General features: G+C 40.3%; 13 protein-coding genes, 1 tRNA gene and 1 riboswitch. Of the genes, 5 read left to right on the top strand and 9 right to left on the bottom strand.

Annotated elements, in window-relative coordinates; translation table 11 throughout:
• The 3 genes from JWR87_RS08880 to ruvB form a co-directional block, all read left to right on the top strand.
• Positions 1-459, top strand: a 459-nt coding sequence (locus JWR87_RS08880) for a class I tRNA ligase family protein (RefSeq protein ID WP_297818490.1), incomplete at its 5' end; no start/stop codon positions are given.
• Positions 460-483: 24 nt separating this feature from the next.
• Positions 484-1,185: a peptidoglycan DD-metalloendopeptidase family protein gene (locus tag JWR87_RS08885; RefSeq protein WP_297818493.1), complete on the top strand. Its 702-nt coding sequence runs from the start codon at positions 484-486 to the stop codon at positions 1,183-1,185.
• A gap of 289 nt (positions 1,186-1,474) precedes the next feature.
• A complete protein-coding gene (gene ruvB / locus JWR87_RS08890; RefSeq protein WP_297818495.1) occupies positions 1,475-2,503 on the top strand; it encodes a Holliday junction branch migration DNA helicase RuvB in 1,029 nt (342 codons plus the stop codon).
• Positions 2,504-2,594: 91 nt separating this feature from the next.
• On the opposite strand, the gene JWR87_RS08895 is transcribed toward ruvB, so the two are convergent.
• The 4 genes from JWR87_RS08895 to JWR87_RS08905 all read right to left on the bottom strand — a co-directional run bounded on the left by JWR87_RS08895 (position 2,595) and on the right by JWR87_RS08905 (position 6,319).
• Positions 2,595-3,290 carry a response regulator transcription factor gene (locus JWR87_RS08895; RefSeq protein ID WP_297818498.1) on the bottom strand — a complete coding sequence of 232 codons (696 nt, stop codon included), beginning with the start codon at positions 3,288-3,290 and terminating at the stop codon, positions 2,595-2,597.
• A 434-nt stretch (positions 3,291-3,724) separates the two neighbouring features.
• A tRNA-Arg gene (locus JWR87_RS08900) sits at positions 3,725-3,799 on the bottom strand.
• A 202-nt stretch (positions 3,800-4,001) separates the two neighbouring features.
• Entirely contained in the window at positions 4,002-4,202 is a 201-nt protein-coding gene (locus JWR87_RS20265; RefSeq protein ID WP_366090393.1) for a cysteine-rich CWC family protein, read from the bottom strand.
• A gap of 191 nt (positions 4,203-4,393) precedes the next feature.
• The gene (locus tag JWR87_RS08905) at positions 4,394-6,319 is read right to left on the bottom strand and encodes a TonB-dependent receptor (RefSeq protein WP_297818501.1); all 1,926 of its coding nucleotides are present in this window, start codon (positions 6,317-6,319) and stop codon (positions 4,394-4,396) included.
• A 107-nt stretch (positions 6,320-6,426) separates the two neighbouring features.
• A riboswitch (cobalamin riboswitch) is annotated at positions 6,427-6,669 on the bottom strand.
• Positions 6,670-6,826: 157 nt separating this feature from the next.
• Between JWR87_RS08905 and JWR87_RS08910 the strand changes: the two genes are divergently transcribed.
• On the top strand, positions 6,827-7,783 hold the full coding sequence (locus JWR87_RS08910; protein ID WP_297818504.1) for a CvpA family protein: 957 nt from the start codon (positions 6,827-6,829) through the stop codon (positions 7,781-7,783).
• Positions 7,784-7,794: 11 nt separating this feature from the next.
• Here the strand turns inward: JWR87_RS08910 and JWR87_RS08915 are convergent, their stop codons facing one another.
• The 4 genes from JWR87_RS08915 to JWR87_RS08930 all read right to left on the bottom strand — a co-directional run bounded on the left by JWR87_RS08915 (position 7,795) and on the right by JWR87_RS08930 (position 13,518).
• The gene (locus JWR87_RS08915) at positions 7,795-8,766 is read right to left on the bottom strand and encodes a phosphatase PAP2 family protein (RefSeq protein ID WP_297818507.1); all 972 of its coding nucleotides are present in this window, start codon (positions 8,764-8,766) and stop codon (positions 7,795-7,797) included.
• Between the two features lie 231 nt (positions 8,767-8,997).
• Positions 8,998-9,705, bottom strand: coding sequence for an SDR family oxidoreductase (locus tag JWR87_RS08920; RefSeq protein ID WP_297818510.1), 708 nt, complete (start codon positions 9,703-9,705; stop codon positions 8,998-9,000).
• Between the two features lie 3 nt (positions 9,706-9,708).
• Positions 9,709-11,490: an aromatic amino acid hydroxylase gene (locus JWR87_RS08925; protein ID WP_297818513.1), complete on the bottom strand. Its 1,782-nt coding sequence runs from the start codon at positions 11,488-11,490 to the stop codon at positions 9,709-9,711.
• Between the two features lie 234 nt (positions 11,491-11,724).
• Positions 11,725-13,518, bottom strand: a complete 1,794-nt coding sequence (locus tag JWR87_RS08930) for an ABC transporter ATP-binding protein (RefSeq protein ID WP_297818516.1) — start codon at positions 13,516-13,518, stop codon at positions 11,725-11,727.
• Positions 13,519-13,786: 268 nt separating this feature from the next.
• On the opposite strand from JWR87_RS08930, the gene JWR87_RS08935 reads away from it, so the two are divergent.
• Positions 13,787-14,824, top strand: a complete 1,038-nt coding sequence (locus JWR87_RS08935; RefSeq protein WP_297818519.1) for a linear amide C-N hydrolase — start codon at positions 13,787-13,789, stop codon at positions 14,822-14,824.
• A gap of 368 nt (positions 14,825-15,192) precedes the next feature.
• Here the strand turns inward: JWR87_RS08935 and JWR87_RS08940 are convergent, their stop codons facing one another.
• The gene (locus tag JWR87_RS08940; RefSeq protein ID WP_297818522.1) at positions 15,193-16,734 is read right to left on the bottom strand and encodes a YifB family Mg chelatase-like AAA ATPase; all 1,542 of its coding nucleotides are present in this window, start codon (positions 16,732-16,734) and stop codon (positions 15,193-15,195) included.
• Positions 16,735-16,865: the final 131 nt, after the last annotated feature.

Below are 16,865 nucleotides of genomic sequence, written 5' to 3' on the forward strand. Positions count from 1 at the left end.
GCTGAACTAAAAGTGCTTCATAGAACCATTAAGAAAATTGAAGAAGACACAGAACGCTTTAGTTTCAATACTGCAGTAAGTGCCTTCATGGTTTGTGTAAATGAACTGAACGATTTAAAGTGTCGTAAAAAAGAAGTTCTTCAGCCGCTGCTGATTTTACTTACATCTTACGCTCCGCATGTTTCAGAGGAACTTTGGAAATTACTGGGAAATGAAGGAAGTGTGCTTGATGCAGCCTTTCCAAAATTTGAAGGGAAGTACCTTATCGAGAGCAGCAAAGAATACCCGGTTAGTATTAATGGAAAACATAGAACCAACATCAATATCTCACTAGATGCTGCGCAACCGGATGTTGAACAAATTGTTATTACAAACGAAACTGTACAAAAATGGCTCGAAGGAAAAACTCCTAAAAAGATCATATTTGTAAAAGGGAGAATGATCAATGTGGTGATATAAAAAGGTTTTAAGCTTGTAGTAAAAATGACATTAACACCCTTACAAAATGCATTACATAAAAACGGCACTACTTTTCATCCGGTAGTGCCGTTTAATGCCAGCAGAGATCAATTACTTCAGCTCGACTTCACGGCATCTAACACAATACTTACCGATAACATATTAGCTAATACGGATGCTTTTGCCCAGTATATAGACCAGCAATTGGGCACAAAATACAAATACGGAATAGGCGGCTATGCAGAACATCGCACCATCTATTCCCGCAGTACAAGGTTTGACGCTGGTGAAGAGCCTCGTCGCCTTCACCTTGGTATTGACATTTGGGGTCCTGTTGGCACACCCATTTTTGCACCCCTCGGTGGGTATGTGCACAGCTTTAGTTTCAATGATTTTTTTGGTGATTATGGAGCTACCATTATTTTACAACATCAGCTGGAGGACGTTTCCTTCAATACGCTCTACGGACACTTGAGCTTGAGGGATATTGAAGGAATACAGGAAGGCCAATACATTGGTCGCGGTATAGAGTTTGCTCATTTTGGTCCGCCAAAAGAGAACGGTTATTGGCCTGCCCATTTGCACTTTCAAATAGTAACCGGGATGCATGAAAAAAAAGGTGACTACCCAGGGGTTTGCAAATATTCTCAAAAAGAAAAATACCTTGAAAATTGTCCGGATCCTGACGTGATTTTACAGATGATGCAATACGCGGTTAAGACTTAAAACGCGCTATAGAATTACTAAAAGTTGAATGGAGCGTCGCAACTATTTTGAAGAAACTGCTTCAGCTCGTCCAACAAATATCTCTTTTGGATCTACCGGCGCCGTCTTTCTGTTTTACAACTTCTTCATTGATTCGTGAAGGTTGCAACTATCACGTCGTTTCCGTAAGACATGCGTGCTTTTACCCCGCAACTGTCTTACTCTCCCCGATCCGATCATCCCAATTTTGATTGGTTTCGGTTTTTTGCCTGATAGAATAAGTATTTTTACAAATAAGATAATAACAACAATGGCCAATCCAAACTTAAGCAATGGAAAAGAAAATGCGACGGCGGCGGAGGTAGAGTTTGAAAATAATATACGGCCGAAGGAAATTGAAGATTTTGCAGGTCAACCGCAGTTAATAGAAAATTTGAGCATATTTATAAAAGCTGCAAAATTGCGCGGAGAGGCTTTAGACCACATTTTATTTCATGGTCCACCGGGCTTAGGGAAAACTACCTTAAGCCGAATTGTTGCAAATGAGCTGGGCGTAAGCATAAAAGAGACAAGCGGACCTGTAATTGAAAAGCCGGGAGATCTTGCCGGGTTACTTACCAACCTTGAAGCAAATGACGTATTGTTTATAGATGAAATTCATCGGCTAAGCAATGTGGTAGAAGAGTATCTCTACGCAGCTATGGAAGATTTCAGGCTAGATATCATGATCGACTCCGGCCCTAATGCACGCAGTATCCAGATAAATTTAAACCCTTTTACGCTTGTTGGTGCAACCACCCGAAGCGGTTTACTAACGGCACCGCTTTTATCAAGATTTGGTATAAAATGCCGACTTGAATACTACAATGCAGATGTACTGAAAAAAATTGTAGAACGAAGTGCCGGCATTTTAAATACCGATATAACAAGTGAGGCCTCTTATGAAATTGCCCGTCGCAGCCGTGGTACTCCGCGTATTGCAAACGGTTTATTAAGAAGAGTGCGCGACTTCGCCCAGGTATTAAGTGATGGTAAAATTGAAATAGGTATTGCGCAGCATGCACTAAAGGCTTTGAACGTAGACCAACACGGCCTTGATGAAATGGACAACAGAATTTTGCTAGCCATCATTGAAAAGTTCAAGGGCGGTCCTGTTGGTCTCACAACAATAGCAACCGCAGTTGGAGAAGAACCCGGAACCATTGAAGAAGTGTACGAACCTTTTTTGATACAGGAAGGTTTTATGCAACGCACCCCCCGAGGCCGGGAAGTGACTGAAAAAGCATACGAGCATTTAGGAAAACGTGTACAGGGAAAGACCGGGGGAATGCTTTTTTAAACAAGCAAACACTTATTGCTATAATTAATCGAACTAATTAAAAAAGCCCATGAAGTTTTTCATAGGCTTTTTTAATTAGTTCATCACGTGCTTATGGTGCAACCAACCTAAAGCCGTTTCCGTGAATATTTACGATTTCGATGTTAGTATCGTCTTTTAAATACTTACGCAATTTTGCAATATAAACGTCCATACTACGGCCGTTAAAATAAGTATCGCTACCCCAAATTCTTTTAAGTGCCTGCTCGCGGGGCAACAAATCATTTTTGTGCTCTGCCAGCATTTTTAACAGCTCGTTCTCTTTAGGAGAAAGGGTCTGCATAATACCATTGTGACTTAACTCGCGAAGTTTTGGATTGAAGTGAAAACTACCCAAGTCAAATTCTATATTTTCATTAATACGGTTTTCTTCTTCATTACGTTTCAAAATAGCCTTAATCTTCAATAGTAAAACTTCGCTATCAAATGGTTTGGTTATATAATCATCGGCTCCCAGCTTATATCCGGCTATGATGTCTTCCTTCATTGTTTTGGCACTTAGAAAGAACAATGGCATATCAGGATCTACGTCCCTGACTTCTTCTGCAAGGGTAAACCCATCCATGTTTGGCATCATTACATCAAGAAGACATATATCGAATTTTTCGCGCTGAAATGCGGCCAAACCCAATCGCCCGTCTCTTTCAAGTATTACGTCGTAGTCATTTAGCTCAAGGTAATTTTTAAGGACCATACCTAAATTGGTATCGTCTTCACAGAGTAGTACTTTGTATTTCCTGCCTTCCATAATATTGTTTTTTTTATTTAATTAAAGATAAAATTTAAAGCGGGAGTAATACAACCAATTGATTGTTATTTTTTTATAAGTATTTTCATTTCCGCAGTGACCGGTTTTATATTCTATCACCGGCCTTTCATATTCGAGGCTACACTTTTATCTGATTGATATTAGTAAAAATTATGCCATCTCAAATTCTACCTTATGTTGTATTTCCGCCACGCTACATCCATGTGGGTCAACAGGTGCGCAACCATTTTTCGCCCGGAAGGAAGATCTGTTACAAAAGAAATATTTTCAAAAACTTCAACGGCTTTCAGAGAGCAGAGAACGCAAGCTGAACGTTTTATAAAACAATCGCAGGTTGCAGTTAAGAGTGGATTTAACAGCCATTGTAAAATGCGATTTGCATAAGTAATCTATTCAACTGTTACTTACAGAAGTGGTGGCCTCGCCAGGAATCGAACCTGGATCTGGAGCTTCGGAAACTCTTATACTATCCATTGTACTACGAGGCCAGAGGGTTGCAAAAGTAATAGTTAGTTACCAAACACACTTATATTACTGGCAAATACTTTACACCTATTGCCAGCAGGATTACGCCAAAAATTTTGCTACAGCTATCGACCCTCCTTCAACAAGCGCTCTTTCTACACCTGCACCTGCAATTACCTGCAAAGCTGCCGGCGACAACTGTTGCTGCCCGCACATCTTTTTCGATCAGTCTTCTAATCGGGTTGTGGTGTTACCTCCTTCAATGTGGCTTAAGCATTCTTTACACAAACATTCATCATACCGTTTTACTAATAATTCCCTCGTTATTTGCGAGATATGAACTTCCATACATTGACATATAGTTATGCTTTCGAACTTACACTCAAAGGATTTATTGCAGCAAGGGCATGTTTTTGTTTCATGCATTTGACAATGCTTTTTTGATGATTTATATTTTGCCGTTGAAAGGTGCGACGCAACAATGATGCATACTTATGCTACAGTTTGAACCAAAAAAATTTCTTTTATTAACCAGGCATGTAAACACTCTTATACATCGTTGCGTCGCATTCCATTCAACAGCATTGCTGCTATTTAGCTTTTTCTAAAGCGTATGGTTACCACTTTAAAACTACACCGGCATTAAACATAGCAGGGATAGAATTATAGCCTCTTACGTCAAAAAACTTTTTATCGAAAATGTTTTGGCTGTCGGCGAAAAACTTTACACGCTCATTTAAAGTGAAGTCGGCGTGAGCGCCGGCAATAAAATAGCTTTCTAATAAAACGTCTGCTTTTTTGTATCCACCCACGTCGCGGCGATCGCTTACATACTTACCCGATATTGAGAAGTACCACTTATTTGTTGGCTCCCATCCAATATTTGCATTTATAGTATGAGCAGGCCTGCGCAAAGAATAGTCATAAGTAACAGTGTCTTTATTTGTTACACGGTTTTGAGTAGTCTCCTGCGAAGCAATCCACGTATAGTTGGCCGAAACAGTGATTTGCTTAAGCGGCTTTACAGTCGCTTCTAATTCGAGCCCGTTAGCCACCTGTTTAATAAAGTTGAAATATTTAAAGCTGATGTAGTTGTAATCGATTCCGTTATCTATTTGCCTGTTGAAGAAAACTGCGCGGGCATTTATTTTTCCGTTGTTCACTTGTAGTCCGCCTTCATAGTTGACCGACTTCTCTGCTTTTAGATTTTCATTTAAACTTAGCTGGTATAATGTAGGTGCTTTAAAGCCGCTTGCAATACTTCCAAAAACCCGTACATCCTTTGTTATCGAATACGAGGGATTGAAAGTATAGGTGGCGTTAGTTCCATACCTCGAGTGCTTATTAACCCTTCCACCTAATTCGATATTGAGCTTACTGTTTAAGCCGCTAAAATTTAAGGAGCCATACAAAGCTTTTTGATTTAGTGAAGTATCCCTTTTAACAGCGTTGTATGGACCATAAGCGGAGATAGAGGAATAATGATTGTTGTAAGAGGAATACCTGTAATCGGCGCCTGCTAAAAAAGTAAGCGACTTATGAAGTTTTATACTTGCGTACAATTCTGCAAACTGTGTTTTCCCAAAATATTTATTGTCTTCGAAAATAGTACTTGTTTTATGGATGCTGTCGTTGAAGTAGTTGCGTTTAAATTCGCTGTATTGGTACGTGCCATTTAAGGTAACGATACCTTTTTTATAGTTGAAGCCTGCGCCCCCTGTAAGATTGCTATTATCAATTGTATAATCTTTTTCATCTGCAAAAACCCCTGCATCTATACCGGCTTTGTAACGACTGTACATCACGAACGATTTTAAAGACAGTGCTTTTGTTGCCTGGAATAACAGTTGCGCATTGGTTACATTCCCATCATAACCGTCTTTATCAAAATTTTTGTTTCCTGTGCTATCATAAGCAGACGAAAAGCCGTTTGTAAAAAGCCTTGCATGACGAACGGAATAAGTGAACTTATCCTTTTTTCCGTATAACTGCAGGTTGCCTCTTAAGTTACCTAGTGTTCCTGCGCTGAGTGTTGCTTTTACGTTTACGGGCTTTGCCACATCCTGGTTTACAGTTATAATATTGATAACGCCGGCAATAGCATCGGAACCATATAAAGTTGACTGGGCACCTTTACAAATTTCTATGCGGTCAATATTATCTAATGAAAAAAGATTGAGGTCAAATTCGTTGTTAATCATAGAAGGGTCATTGACAGGAATGCCATCCAGGAGGATCAAAGTACGCCCTGAAGCAGCGCCACGAACATATACCGTTTGCACCGCACCTGCATTGTTGAGTGCACCGTTTATGGTTACGCCGGCCTGCTCATTTAAAAGTTGCGAAAGTGTTTTTCCACTACTTTTTTCAATTTGCTCTTTATTGATGACTGTTATAACCTTGCCGGTAGTGCTTTGCTTTTGCGCATACTTGTTTGCCGTCACCACCACTTCGTCTAACCTATTTCCCCGAAGTGTGTCTGACTGAGCGCTGACAGCAACTGCTGCCAGGATAAAAAGTGGGGTAAGTAATTTCTTGATCATAGTCATTTGTTTTTGCTATGAACTTTCGGCGAAAGAAAAAATGGGAAATGAAAAGGCCCGTGCGCACCAGGCAATTACATCTCTTGCTTTTCACCCGAAAGCCCGATGATAAAATAGTTTTGAAAGGCAGGTCTTCTGGCTTGTTGTCTTTTGAACTCCTTCCCATTCCGCTTAACGAAACAGTGGCTTCTAGTTCAAAAGGTGAGTTGTGAGAGGTGAGTTGTGAGTATTACCCGCAACCGACAACTGATAATTCACTACACTTACAGCTACGGGGATAGCGCCGGATTTAAACCGGCTTCCCTTTTAATCCCGGTTTTTACACGGGAACCATTCGGGCAGCAAATGTATAGGAGCGAACCGAGGAAAGAAAAATATATTTTTTAGAGAAGCCGGTACTTTAAAAAATCAGGCGACCCTCCCTCTTTCTATCGGGCATAAGTACCTGGGTATTCGGCATTATATTTTATATTATCTTAATAAATTCTTCTGAATAATATTTCGATCATGAACTACATCGACATTTTTCTCATTGTCATTGTTCTTTTTTCAGTTTACAGCGGTTGGGCAAAAGGCTTTATTATGGGCGCGCTTGAACTGCTGATGTTTGTAGTAGGTATCCTGCTTACATTTCTCTGCTATCCCTATATTGCAACTTTCTTAGAGAAGAACGCCCCAACTTTAGGTATCTGGACAGTTCCCCTTTCATTCATTATCGGCCTTATACTTATTAGAATAGCTCTGTCGGTTATTGTAAATCAAATATTACGGTTAATTCCGGCTACAGCACACACCAATACAGCAAATCATGCCTTTGGCGTTCTTCCCGGTGCTGTTAATGGTGTTATTTGGGCAACCATTATTTCAGCGCTCTTATTATCTATTCCTTTCTCCGACGGCCTTTCTGCAAAAACCCGTGATAGTTTGTTTGCCGGAAAGATGGCGGACAAAGTAGAGTGGCTTGACGAAAAATTCTCGCCCATTTTTGACCAGGCAGTAAATAAAACGATTAATAAACTGACGGTAGAGCCTGGTTCCGAAAAATCAGTAAAGCTGCCATTTAAAGATGCTGACCCAAAGGTGCGTGAAGACCTTGAAGCTAAAATGCTGGTTTTAGTAAACGAGGAGCGCCAAAAGGTAGGCTTAAAACCGTTGAAATTCGATCCTGAAATGCTGGAGGTAGCAAGGGCCCATTCGCGCGATATGTTTGCCAGGGGATTCTTTTCGCACATAACGCCTGAAGGGGCGTCGCCGTTTGACAGGATGCGAAAAGCAAAAGTAAGATTTCTGGCGGCAGGCGAAAACCTTGCACTAGGTCAAACCTTACAAATATGTCACCGCGGTTTAATGAATTCTCCAGGCCACCGCGCCAACATTCTCAAAGCCGCTTTTGGACGGGTAGGAATAGGTATTTTAGATGGTGGATTTAATGGATTGATGATTACCCAAAACTTTAGAAATTAATCCGGCTTCAACTACCGAAACCTATAAACAGCACCTGGCACAACGCCCACCCCCGGCAGGTATTGTATATTCAGTGAAAGGTCGCCTTTTTTCTTCTTTACTTTTCCCGTCCTTACCAGTTTGGCATAACGGTGATAGTTATTTACTACCTGCGTTCCGCACGCCAAACCTAGTAACGCACCGGCAAATACATCTGTAGCCCAATGCCTGTTTTCTATAATTCTGCTAAAGCCAATAAGGCTGGCCATACTATACGAAATAATGGGGATTGCAGGAACGTTTTTATACTCCATTGCGTACACCCTTGCAGCAGCAAATGCAAGCGTTGTATGGCCCGAAGGAAAGGCGCTATTACTACCGTAAGGAATAGCATAAAAAGGACCATGAAAACGAGACATATTTAAATTCGAATTCTCGTTAATATCGTGTGGGCGTAACCTGCCCGAAAGTGTTTTAAATAACGTGGACCAAAAAGTGGAAGTGATGTAAGATTGTGTGGCAAGGGCTGTCGTTGTTCTTAGCTTAGGGTTTTTAAAAATAAAACCGTACGCAGCTATACCTCCAAAAGTTGCTACCTGGTAAACTCCTCCAATATCCGAAACAGTTCTGCTAAAACTTCCCAAAGTAGGGTCATTTCTTCGCCGCAAACCTGCTGCCCATTCCTGTATCGGCTTGTCTAAAAAACTTACTCCCACGGTAGCCCCTACAAGCGCGGCTCCAGTTAACCATCCCTTGCCTTTTATATCCAAGGGCGAAAGGGCCTGCTGTTTAAAGTCATTCAACAACAAAATTCCAAATACTCTCGCATTTACCTTAGTTCGCTCATCATAAAAACCTGGTTCTATTAAATTTTTCTGGCCGGTAGTATCAGTTTGTTTTTTTAAACTGTCTAACCTATTTATTACCGTATCGGGCCTTTGTGAAAAGCTTAGTATAGGTAAAAGGAAAATAATAGCCGTTATAAAAACACTCTTAACCTGCATTTTATTTTTTTTGAATTTTTTTTACAAAACAAATGCCACCAAAAAATTCTTACCTATTTATAAGTGTAAAACAAATTAAAGAACTTATTGTGTAAGTAACTTTTGCTACAACGATAAATGTAGTCCCGGCATTGTTGTGTCACTCACTTATACTGTATTTTTTTATTCAACATTTTACGGCGAATGTAGCAGGTTAGGCAAAAGTGTGGCACCTTTTGAAGTCTTATAGCATTAGGGGGTAGTTACAGACACCGGCAGTATTTTACCATTAAAAAACTGGTGTCCTGTTACAGCGAAATCAGCTATTAACTTTCCCATCTCTGATGCTTTTATGGGAGATACATAACCCGGAAAAGCTTTTTCCAGCATTTCTGTTTGCGCCGATCCCAGGGCAAGGCAATTGACTTTTATATTGCTTTTTTCTAACTCTAACGCCAGGCATTCGGTTAAAGAATGAAGAGCGGCTTTACTTGTAGAATAGGCAGCCAAACCCGGAAATTTAATACTGCCCGGGAAACCGCCCATACTTCCAATATTTACAATATGACCTCCTTTTGCCAACATCAAGGGAAGCAGGTTTTGTATCACTTTTATATGTCCTAAAAAATTGCTTTGAAGCATTGATACAAAATCAAGTTGGTCTAGTTCGAAAAACGGCTTGTTGATGAGAGCACCGGCATTATTTATAAGAACATCAATACGGCCAATATTCTTTTTTACAAATGGTATTAGCTTGTCGTCGTATTCCCCATGAATTATATCAAATTCTATAGGAAATAAAACACCATCAGGATTACGAATAAGTGCTGCCTGCGATAACTCCTGCAGCTTCTCTCCCGAGCGTGCAAGAGCAACTACTTTATTGCCCGAATTTTCAATTAATTGCAGCGCCGCTTCATACCCTACCCCACTGCTGGCGCCCGTTATTACAATATTCATACTTTACACTTTAGGTATTGCTAATTCAGTTACCGGATGTTTAATCAGGTAAAATCCATCTGTAATTAATTTTTTATACGCTGGTTGCGTGTCCGCTTTCCGATCAAGATAATCAGTTATTTCTTTAGCGACATTAGCGTATATATTTTCCTGCTCAAGCAGTTCTAAAACTTCGAGTGAACAAAGCCAGTCGTCAGTAAAGCTTCCCTTTAAGCTCATCCACACTTCCGGCAATTTTTCGTAATTGCTTTGTTGTTCCCGAATATCCCGCACCGTTTGAAACAACTGCTGGTACAACTTTTCATCGTCGGTATAATGGTGATGATGGGTCTTCGTATCAGACATTAACGGAATTTCTTCAAATGAATCTTTATCAGCAGCACCACAAAAAACCGAGGCTATTTTTTCACCAACTGCCATGTCATAGTTCCCCCACTCCGGCTCGAAATAAATTTTATCCTCCTTATCTTTTACGGTACAGTTTGTAAACGTAATCATAAGCACTTTTTGGTTTTTGATTGTAATGCCTGAAACCAATCCTTTCACCTTAATACCACTTTCAAAACATAAACTCGTCTGTTGTCCTTCGATAATTCCCGCTTCATTTAATTCATAAATACTCCAATTTTCAAGACTACGAGGGTTTCCTTGTAGCTTACCAACCGGCGACGAGAATCCGTCTTTATGGTAATTCTTATCATGTACTGTCAATTGCTTGTTTTCAAAAGACAGCGCAGTGGGGCCGGTAGTTTTAATAAAATGAATAGTATTATCATTTGAAATTAATTCGGCAAATACACCAGAAACCTGTAAGCCTGACGTGTAAACGGCTGTACAAACATTTTTACATTCTATAGCTTTTAATAAGCCTTCTGTACCGCCTCTTCTAAAAGCCATTTTGTTTGCAAAATCCTCTAAAACATTTACAAGATTTTGAAAAGTTGGTGTAACAAATAATTGAGGTTGCTCTTTGGTGATATCGTAGGTATAATTTACTGCATCACTCGTATACCAAAGCTTCTTCACTTCAGGCTTCATACAACTTGCACTCTCACCTATAGATGACAGTAAACCTGCCCCATAAATTTTTGGTTCTTCAAGTGTTCCGATTAGTCCGTATTCAACCGTCCACCAATGCAAGCGACTAAGCAAGGCCATCTCTGAAGGTTCGCCCAAATTTTCCTGGCAGTACTCAACATTTTTTTGCGCTTTTTCTATATCGGCAGAATCAGCATCGGGCATCTCTTTTAAAATAGACAATTCACGAATAGCCTCATATAATTCAAAGTCGCGTGAAGAAAACATGGCTTTCGCACCAATAGAACCAAAATAACTGAGATACTGGTTGTAATTCGGGTCTGCAATGATGGGGGCATGACCAGCAGACTCATGAATAATATCCGGAGCGGGTGTGTATTCAATGTGTCGCAATTGCCGAATATCTGCGGCAATGACTAAAACCCTGTAAGCCTGGTACTCCATAAAAGCGGCTGGCGGAATAAAACCATCAACAGTTACCGCGCCCCAGCCTATTTTTCCGAGCGCATCATTCATTTCCTGAAGGCTCGGAATTTTTTCTATTGTAAGCCCGGCTTTATGCAAACCTGGTATATAAGGGTAATAGGCAACATCTTTCAAATAACTATAATTCTGCCTCATTACATATCGCCATACTGCATTATCGATAGAAGTGTATTTTTCATAATGCTGCTCTACAATAAATTGCTTCAGATGTTGTGGTAACCTTGCCACCTGGGGGTTGTTAAAATTGTTGAAGTCATTCATATATATATGCACATTATTGCTGTAAGAGTCGGCTATATACGTACTAAAATTGCATGCCTTGTTTTGGCAACAACAGGTGAACAAAGTATAATTGAAAAACTTTCAGATGAACGAAGTGCGACGCAACGATGACCAATCGGAGTGGCAACGCCTGTACTCAAAAAATGGAACGCAGATCTTTATGATGATCAGTATTTGCGCACTACTTCCGATAAATCCCAATTATCCAATCAATCAGGGTTCTATTGCCGCTGCACTGGCGCTTGTAGCCTTTCTTTCTCCTATCTGCTGGCGCCACATTGCGTAATAAAGGCCTTTCTCCTCAAGCAATTCATAGTGGCTGCCGGTTTCGGCAACCTTTCCTTGCTCTAAAACATAAATACGATCGGCGTGCATAATGGTGCTAAGGCGGTGCGCAATCAATACCGTTATTTGCTCTCTTTCGGACGAGATCTTCTTAATAGTGCTGGTAATGGCTTCCTCGGTAATGCTATCAAGAGAAGAAGTAGCCTCGTCGAATATGAGCAAATGGGGATGCCGCAACAGCGAGCGCGCAATGGAAAGGCGCTGTTTTTCGCCCCCGCTGAGCTTCAGTCCGCCTTCACCGATGACTGTTTCAAGCCCATGTTCTGCACGCGAGAGAATATAAGTACAACTGGCCTTTTTTAGTACATCCCATAACTCATCCTCCGTTGCCGTCGGGTTAACAAACAAAAGATTTTCTTTAATTGTTCCGGCAAACAACTGGGTGTCTTGTGTCACAAAACCTATCTGTCCTCGCAGTTCATCAAAGTCAATATCACTGCTGCTAACACCATTGTAAAAAATATGTCCTTCCTGCGGAATGTACAGGCCTACAAGCAGTTTTACCAAAGTGCTTTTCCCTGCTCCTGAAGGACCAACAAAGGCAATGGTTTCACCTTTCTTTACATCAAAATTAATATCATCGAGTGCTTTAAATTGAGCTGTGCGGTGTTTGAAACTAAGGTTTCTAAACTCTAGTTCATTAATTCCGCCGACTATTGCCGGATGAGCAGGCTTAGCTTCTACCGGCCGGTTTAGCAGGTCATGAAAATTTTGCAAACTCGCCTCGGCCTCGCGATAGCTGATAATAATATTACCCATTTCCTGCATGGGACCAAATATGAAGAAGCCATAAAACTGCAGTGCAAGGAATTGTCCGGGAGTTAGTATATCGCGAAAGATGAGGTACAATAATACGAAACTGATAACTTGTTGCAGAAAATTTACCAGCGTTCCCTGTATGAAACTAAGGGTACGAATGCTTTTAACTTTCCGTAGTTCGAGCCCTAATATTTTATACGTGTTGTTGTTCAGGCGCTTTACTTCCTGCTCGGTAAGTCCCAGGCTTTTTACCAGTTCAATGTTGCGCAAACTTTCGGTCGTAGTGCCCGCTAACACAGTCGTTTCTTTAACGATGTTTTTTTGGATCACCTTAATTTTTCTACTTAAAATGCTTGTTACTACTGCAAGTATTATCATCCCAACTACATAGGTTGGTACAATGCTCCAATGCTTACTTGAGGCATACACAGAAACAAATACGACACTTACGATAATGCCAAAAAAAACATTTATAAAAAACCCAATAAACCTTTCCGTGTCTGCCCTTACCTTGGTAAGTATCGAAAGTGTTTCGCCGCTGCGCTGGTCTTCAAAATCCTGGTAAGGCAAACGCATGCTATGCCGTAAACCGTCTGTAAATATTTTAGCACCAAATTTCTGAATGATCACATTAACCACGTAATCCTGAAATGCTTTGGCAATACGGCTAACCATGGCGGTACCAACAAGTAAACCCAAAAAGTAAAGTACACCCATAATATAGGCATGCTCTGTTCGGGTCTTTCCAGCAGCGTCAACATGCGGGTGAGTAGCAAGCTGATCCATTATTTGGCCAATAATCATAGGACTGAATAATGAAAAAACCTGGTTTATAGCGGCAAGAAAAAGTGCAAGTAGAATAAACCATCGAAATGGTTTAAGATATTGAAGTAGAAGTTTCATAAAAATAAATAAGTGGCAAAAGTCTGCATTTAAAGCTAATAAAATATTCACAGAACAAACCGCCCTGTTTTCACTTTCGCATTAGTGTCATTAACCAATCGTAGTGTAACTCAGTGTACTTTTTATGTACCAGGCATTATACCTACTATAAGCTTTTGTTGCGTCGCACACTTATACAGTTTAGCTTATTTCTGCCAGAAAGTACATTTTAAGGATACTTTGTTGCTTAGCTGGCATCTTACGTCGCGAACTATTTATATTTTCAATTATGAAAAAATTGTTTGGCTTATTTGTATTACTTATAAGTTTTTCCATTAAAGAAGTAAGTGCCTGTACCACTTTTTTTCTGGAAAAAAATGGCCAGATGGCCTTCGGAAAAAACTACGATTGGATGACCGGCACAGGTTCGGTTAATACCAATCTTCGTGGCCTGGCAAAATCCTCACTACCTCTTGAAAATGGAAACGTTTTAAAGTGGGTGTCAAAATACGGAAGCACTACTTTCAATCAATACGGCAAGGAATTTCCAAATGGTGGAATGAACGAGAAAGGCCTCGTGGTTGAGTTGATGTGGTTGAGTGAAAGCAAGTACCCTGCAAAAGATAACCGCCCCGCATTAAGTGTACTACAATGGATACAATATCAATTAGACAACAACGCTACCGTTGACGAAGTTGTGGCAACTGACAGAGCTATAAGAATTACTTCCACCGGTACTCCACAACACTATCTTGTTGCTGATAGCAAAGGCGGTGTTGCTACTATAGAATTTTTAGGAGGCAAAATGATTGTTCACCGAAACGATAAATTACCGTACCCCGCCTTAGCTAACAGCACTTATGACGAATCTATAAATGCATTAAAAAATAAAAGGTCGGGCGACAATTCTCTTGACAGGTTTTCAAATGCTTGTTCAATGCTTAAACAATACAAACAGGCCAAAACAACAAAGCCGCTTGTTGACTACTCTTTTGATATTTTAAATAAAGTAGCACAGGGAGGATTTACAAAATGGAGCATCGTGTACGATATAACAAATAAGAAGATTTTTTTTAAAACAAGTAACAGGCCACAACAAAAGATGATTGTTACCAACGGCTTCGACTATGCATGTTTTTCGCATCCTAAGTCGTATAATTTAAACGGGGATGATAAAGGAGATATCACGAGAAGATTTGTGGTGTTTGATTATGAAGAAAATAAGAAAATGGTAAAAAAAGCTTTTAAGGAAAGCGAAGGAATAAACATAAAAGAGGAACTTCAGAATGCCGTTGGGGAATTTGCGGAAAGGGTTAAGTGTAGTTAATGAAGATCTCAATAATTTTTAGGGGTCATAGTTGTATATCCTATCCTTACGATGATAACTTCAACGTTTGTTATTTGATAAGATATTTGCTACCTAAATAACTCGAAGCCCTAGAAGAACGATTTCTGGTTTTATACTTACAGAAGGATTTATTTCGGGGTTAACTGCTAGTTTTTCTGTTGCTTCCAGCATGCCTTTTCTAACTTTCCCGCATTTTGCGGTGAGTCTTTCCTAATGTATAAATAAACCTGTTGCAGCTGTGTTAATGTTTGTAGAAGGCCAACAACGTTAAAATGCTTATTCACCATTTTCCTGACTGTTCTTCCATTTGGTTGCGATACCTTAATTCTTATAAATTCCCGCCTTCTTCACCCTGCCCATCCTTCTCTATCTAAGCTCCTATATTGAATCGCTTCCGCCAAATGTTCCACTTTTATGTCTTGGCTTGCAGCCAAATCAGCAATGGTCCTTGATACTTTCAAAATACGATCATACGCCCTTGCTGATAGATTTAATCTTTCCATCGCTTTCTTTAGCAAACCCTCGCCTGCCTGGTTTATTACACATATTTCACGTAGTTGCTTACTGCTCATCTGTGCATTTGCATAGGTTCCCGGTGTTTCTTTATAACGTTCTGCCTGAATTTCCCTGGCTTTAATTACCCGTTCACGAATAGATGCAGAAGCTTCACCTTTAGTGATATTACTTAATTCTGTAAATGAAACAGGAGTTACCTCCACATGTAAATCAATCCTGTCCAGCAACGGACCCGATATTTTATTCAGATATTTTTGAACAGCGCCTGGAGGACAAGTACACTCCTTGTCAGGGTGATTGTAATAACCACAAGGGCAGGGATTCATGCTGGCGATCAACATAAAATTTGCAGGAAAGTCTAACGCCACTTTGGCTCGCGAAATAGTCACCCGCCTTTCTTCCATTGGCTGGCGCATCACTTCCAGAACGGTACGTTTAAATTCAGGTAGTTCATCTAAAAATAAAACACCATTATGGGCTAAGGAAATTTCCCCCGGTTGTGGCACGCCTCCCCCACCAACAAGGGCGACATCTGAAATTGTATGGTGTGGGCTTCTAAAAGGTCTTTTATTTATTAAGCATGCATTCTCGGGTAACTTACCTGCAACACTGTGAATTTTTGTTGTCTCCAGTGCTTCTTGCAAGCTTAGTGGTGGTAATACTGTCGGCAGTCTTTTGGCCAACATGGTTTTGCCGGCTCCCGGTGGACCGATCAATATGGCGTTATGGCCTCCTGCGGCGGCAATCTCTAAAGCACGCTTTATATTTTCCTGGCCTTTAACATCTGCAAAATCAAGCTCAAACTGATACTGAGAGTTGAAGAACTCCTCTCTTGTATTTACATCAACAGGGGTTAATGAACTTTCATCAGCGAGAAATTCAATCACTTCTTTTAAATGTGTAACCCCATACACCGCAAGATTGTTAACCATTCCAGCCTCGCGGGCATTTGCCTTTGGAACAATTAATCCTTTAAAACCCTCTTTACGTGCTTGTATTGCTATTGGCAAAGCCCCTTTAATTGGTTGAATTGCTCCATCCAGGCTTAGCTCGCCAATTATCACATAATCTTTAAGTGTATCAACGTTCTCAATCTGCTCACTTGCCCCAAGTATTCCAATGGCGATCGGAAGGTCAAAAGCAGAACCGCTCTTTTTAATATCCGCCGGAGCCATATTTACCACAATCTTAATTCGTGGCATCCTAAATCCATTGTCTTTTATAGCGCTGTCGACTCTTTGCTGGCTTTCTTTTATGGCGCCGTCTGGTAATCCTACCACAAAATATCCCTGGCCTTCACTAACATTTACTTCAATTGTTATGTTAATTGCTTCTACTCCATACACTGCACTTCCAAACGTTTTTACCAGCATGTATTAAGAATTGATAAATAGTAGATTGAAAGTAGTAAAAACTAAGCAGTAGTTTCTTAAACTAACTTCTGGCCCATCGCGGCAGTCCGGATCTTGTAATAAGCAGGCCTAATATTTTTAGAAGAGGAAGG

The organism is Segetibacter sp., from assembly GCF_025963695.1.
Lineage (GTDB): Bacteria > Bacteroidota > Bacteroidia > Chitinophagales > Chitinophagaceae > Segetibacter.

Excerpts from the sequence above, each read along its gene's own strand:
- JWR87_RS08905 (WP_297818501.1), bottom strand. The coding sequence starts at position 6,319 with ATGATCAAGAAATTACTTACCCCACTTTTTATCCTGGCAGCAGTTGCT.
- ruvB (WP_297818495.1), top strand. The coding sequence starts at position 1,475 with ATGGCCAATCCAAACTTAAGCAATGGAAAAGAAAATGCGACGGCGGCG.
- JWR87_RS08925 (WP_297818513.1), bottom strand. The coding sequence starts at position 11,490 with ATGAATGACTTCAACAATTTTAACAACCCCCAGGTGGCAAGGTTACCA.
- JWR87_RS20265 (WP_366090393.1), bottom strand. The coding sequence starts at position 4,202 with ATGCATGAAACAAAAACATGCCCTTGCTGCAATAAATCCTTTGAGTGT.
- JWR87_RS08885 (WP_297818493.1), top strand. The coding sequence starts at position 484 with ATGACATTAACACCCTTACAAAATGCATTACATAAAAACGGCACTACT.
- JWR87_RS08910 (WP_297818504.1), top strand. The coding sequence starts at position 6,827 with ATGAACTACATCGACATTTTTCTCATTGTCATTGTTCTTTTTTCAGTT.
- JWR87_RS08940 (WP_297818522.1), bottom strand. The coding sequence starts at position 16,734 with ATGCTGGTAAAAACGTTTGGAAGTGCAGTGTATGGAGTAGAAGCAATT.
- JWR87_RS08895 (WP_297818498.1), bottom strand. The coding sequence starts at position 3,290 with ATGGAAGGCAGGAAATACAAAGTACTACTCTGTGAAGACGATACCAAT.
- JWR87_RS08930 (WP_297818516.1), bottom strand. The coding sequence starts at position 13,518 with ATGAAACTTCTACTTCAATATCTTAAACCATTTCGATGGTTTATTCTA.
- JWR87_RS08915 (WP_297818507.1), bottom strand. The coding sequence starts at position 8,766 with ATGCAGGTTAAGAGTGTTTTTATAACGGCTATTATTTTCCTTTTACCT.
- JWR87_RS08935 (WP_297818519.1), top strand. The coding sequence starts at position 13,787 with ATGAAAAAATTGTTTGGCTTATTTGTATTACTTATAAGTTTTTCCATT.
- JWR87_RS08920 (WP_297818510.1), bottom strand. The coding sequence starts at position 9,705 with ATGAATATTGTAATAACGGGCGCCAGCAGTGGGGTAGGGTATGAAGCG.